1 protein-coding gene and 2 pseudogenes are annotated in these 3,721 nt (G+C 70.5%); all 3 read right to left on the bottom strand.

The annotated features are described in order from the left end of the window. Nucleotides 1-102 (bottom strand): annotated as a pseudogene (locus tag ACX9I7_RS32370) (roadblock/LC7 domain-containing protein); the annotation flags it as partial. A 1-nt stretch (nt 103) separates the two neighbouring features. After that, a complete protein-coding gene (locus ACX9I7_RS32365) occupies nt 104-3,241 on the bottom strand; it encodes a sensor histidine kinase (RefSeq protein WP_459389364.1) in 3,138 nt (1,045 codons plus the stop codon). 329 nt (nt 3,242-3,570) lie between these two features. Beyond that, nucleotides 3,571-3,721, bottom strand: a pseudogene (locus ACX9I7_RS32360) (ATP-binding protein); the annotation flags it as partial.

The following is a 3,721-nucleotide window of genomic DNA, read 5'->3' as shown; positions in this document are numbered from 1 at the left end:
GTCGGCGGAGACCACGACGGTGTGGGACACCCCTGGGGTGTTGTCCACGAAACTGGTGATCAACCAGTTCAGGTTCTGCGCCGCCTGGCTCATCGGGCTCACACTAACGCTCCTGATCGTAGGTGCCGCCGGGGCCGAAGCCCTGGTCGTGTTGCTGATGCTGCTGATGCGAGGGACCCGCCGGATGCTCCGAGGAGTCCGCTCCGTGCTCGCGTCCCTGCTGGATGCCCCGGCGCAGGTTGGCCAACCTGCCGCGGACGTCCTCCGGGGCGCGGGACACCTGCGGGCCCGTCTGCACGGTCTGTTCCGCCTTGCCCTCGACCAGATTGGCCTTGGGCACCCGGCGGGGGAGACCGGAGGGGGTCACGCCGCCGGCCTTCGGCTCCCGGAGCTGCCCGGCACGCTGCCAGCGCTCGTCGTTCGCCGACTTCCAGTCGGGGCTGTCACCCTCCGCGGGTCGCGGTGGGGCCTCCTGCCGGTACTGCTCCGGTTCTCCGCCGTCCCTCGTGGCCTCCTCGCCCGTCCCGTCCTGCTGCCACCGCTTGTCGCGGCGCGGCAGACCGGACCCGGTCAGCGAGGGGGAGCCGCTCGAGGCGGGGCCCGGACGGTCGAACTCTACGCGCTCCGGCTGGGCCGTGTCAGCGGACGGCTGGGATTCCGGTTCCGCTGCGTAACCCTGTCCGTACTCATGCTGGTACGGACCTGGTTCGGTCCACTGTCCTTGGTGACCGGGGGCGTACGCGTCGCCGTAGCCCCGCTGGTCCGGTACCGCCGGGTCCGCGTAGCCGGATTCCGGGTAGCCGGATTCCGGGTAGCCCGTACCGCCGAACTGCGACGGAGCCTGGGGCTCCATGGATATCGGCTCCTGCGGCTGCGCGTGCGGCTGCTGCTGGAACGCGTCGGGCTGCCCGAACGGGTCCGGCTGCTCGAAGCCCTGCTGCTGCGGGACCTCGTCGCGGAAGAGCGGACGGTTCTCGCCGTTCTGCCCCAGCGCCGCGCGGCGCTGGTCGCGCATCAGCGAGCGGCCCACCGGGTCCATCGCCGCACCGGAACCGGGGGCGTCGGGGCGCGTCTCGTAGCGGGAGTCGTCGAAGCCGAGCTCGGCCGCGGTCGGGCCGTGGCCCACCGGTGGCTGCTGCGTCATCGGCGCCTGCTGCTGGGGGACCATCTCGGAGACCGTGAAGTCGTCCTGGACCTGGTCCTCGCCACCGCCACCGTGGGTGATGGCGTCCGGCAGCATCACCAGCGAGGTGGTGCCCGCCTGCTCGCCCGAGGGGCGCAGCTGGACCCGGATGTCGTGGCGCGTCGCCAGGCGGCCGACCACGAACAGGCCCATGCGCTGGGCGATCGCGACGTCCACGGTCGGCGGGTTGGCCAGCCGGTGGTTGATGTCCGCGAAGTCCTCGGCGGTGAGGCCGATGCCCTTGTCGTGGATCTCGACCATGACCCGGCCGTCGGGCAGCCGGGTGGCGGTGACGCGCACCTTGGTGTGCGGGGAGGAGAACGACGTGGCGTTCTCCAGCAGCTCCGCGAGCAGGTGCACGAGGTCGGTGACGGCCCGGCCGTGGATCTCGGCCTCGGGCAGGCCGCTGAGCTCGATGCGCTCGTACGCCTCCACCTCGGAGGTGGCGGCCCGGAGGACGTCCACCAGCGGGATCGGCTGGTCCCAACGGCGGCCCGGCTCCTCGCCCGCGAGGATGAGGAGGTTCTCGCCGTTGCGCCGCATACGGGTGGCCAGGTGGTCCAGGCGGAAGAGGTTCTCCAGCTGGTCCGGGTCGGCCTCGTTGTTCTCCAGGTCGGTGATGAGGTCCAGCTGGCCCTCGATCAGCTTCTGGTTGCGGCGCGAGAGGTTGGTGAAGATCGCGTTGACGTTGCCCCGCAGACCCGCCTGCTCGGCGGCGAGCCGCACGGCCTCGCGGTGGACCTGGTCGAAGGCGCGGGCGACCTCGCCGATCTCGTCACGGGTGGTGATCGGGATCGGCTCGACCCGGGTGTCGACCTGACCGGGCTCGGTCCGCGAGAGCTGGTCGACCAGCGCCGGCAGGCGCTGCTCGGCCACGTCGAAGGCGGCGGTGCGGAGCCTGCGCATGTTGCGGCTCATCGAGCGGGCCATCCGGCCGGCGACGAAGAACGCGATCAGCAGCGCGAGGACCATGATCGAGGAGTTGACGATCGCGTCCTGCGCGGCCTGGGAGGCGACGCTCTCGGCCTCGTCCACGGCCTTGTCGATCTGGTGTTCCTCGACCGTGCGGTACGCGCCGAACTTCGCGGTGGACGCCTGGAGCCATGTGTCGGGCGTGATGCCCTTGGCCTTCAGCTGGGCCGGGGTGGCGCCGGACATGATGGCGGCGGCCATCTTGTCCTGCTCCTCCACCTGGGCCTCGGTGGTCAGCGCGGCCTGGAGGCGCTTGATGTCGTCGTCCGTACCGCCCTGCTCGTACTCGCCGCGGGCGATGTACTCGAGGAAGTTGTAGGAGGAGAAGGCCGTCTGGAGGGTCTTCTGGTTGGCGGCGTCACCGGGCTTGATCAGCAGATGGGCGCCGATGGAGCGCTGGAGCGACTCGGCGGCCTTCGCCAGGGACACCGCGTAGACCATGCGGCCGTACGAGGTGACGTTGCCGGTGCCCAGGCCCAGCTCATTGGTGAACGCCATGAGGGGACGCTGGATGGCGCCGTAGCCGTCCTCGGTCTTCGCGCCCTCCAGGGCGGGCGTGTACGCGGCCGAACGCAGCTTGGGCAGCGTCGGCTCGGCGTCCCGCACGGCCTTCAGACGGCGCTTGAGGCTCGGGGTGTCCGGCATCTTCTTGACGGCCGCGTCGAATTCGCCGCGCGCCGCGTCCGTCGCGGCCCGGGCCTTCTTGACGTTCGCGTCGTCGGTCTCACCCGCGAGCAGCGGCTTGGCGCTGATGTCGCGCTCGTCGATGACGGCGTGCGCGTAGGTGGCCGCGGCCCGCACCAGACGGGCGGTGTTCGCCGCGTCCGCCGCCTCGCTCCAGGTGTCGACCCGGCTCTTCACATCGAGCCCGCCGAACACCAGGGCCACGAGGACCGGGATCAGGAGGATCGCGTTCAGGCGGACCGGCACACGCCAGTTGCGGGGCGAGAATCTGCTGCCGCCGCCCGTGGGCGCGGCGGGGGAATCGGGCATGTCGGAAGGCGGCACCGCTGTGCGCGACGGCGGGGTGAAGTTGCCCCGCGCGTCCCGCGTCTGCTGCGCGGCGCCCGTCTTTCTTCGCCTCACTCGACCAACAACCTCTCGGCGTCGGCACCTGATGCTGTGCCGTTCATCTGCTGAGCCGTGACTGCTCAGTCCGGGAATTCCAGCACGTTGGACAGGTGCAATCCAAACAACGGACAGAGCCCGTGAAGGCCGCGATTTGCCCGACATAAAACGGGCATTAAGGCCGAGCCGCGCCAAATGGCGGGCGGGCCGTGCGCGGAGCGCGATCGGCCGGACGCGACGAGTGGTCGCGTCCGGCCGATTCTCTGTCGAAACGTTATGAACTCCGAAGTGCGCGCGTGGTCAATGCCACAACTTACGCACCGTCACAACCGCTGCCGAAGGCGGCGCTATTTCAGCCGGGCCATCAGCGCGTGTTCCACGAGCGTGATCAGAGTGCTCTTCGCCTCGTGCCGGTGGCGCGCGTCGGTCGTGATGATCGGCGTGTCCGGGCCGATCTGCAGGGCCTCGCGAACGTCCTCGGGACCGTAGGGCTGCTGT

Source organism: Streptomyces sp. L500 (assembly GCF_054551825.1).
The sequence above is the reverse complement of the archived record's forward strand: the minus strand, read 5'-3'. Positions and strand labels throughout refer to the sequence as shown.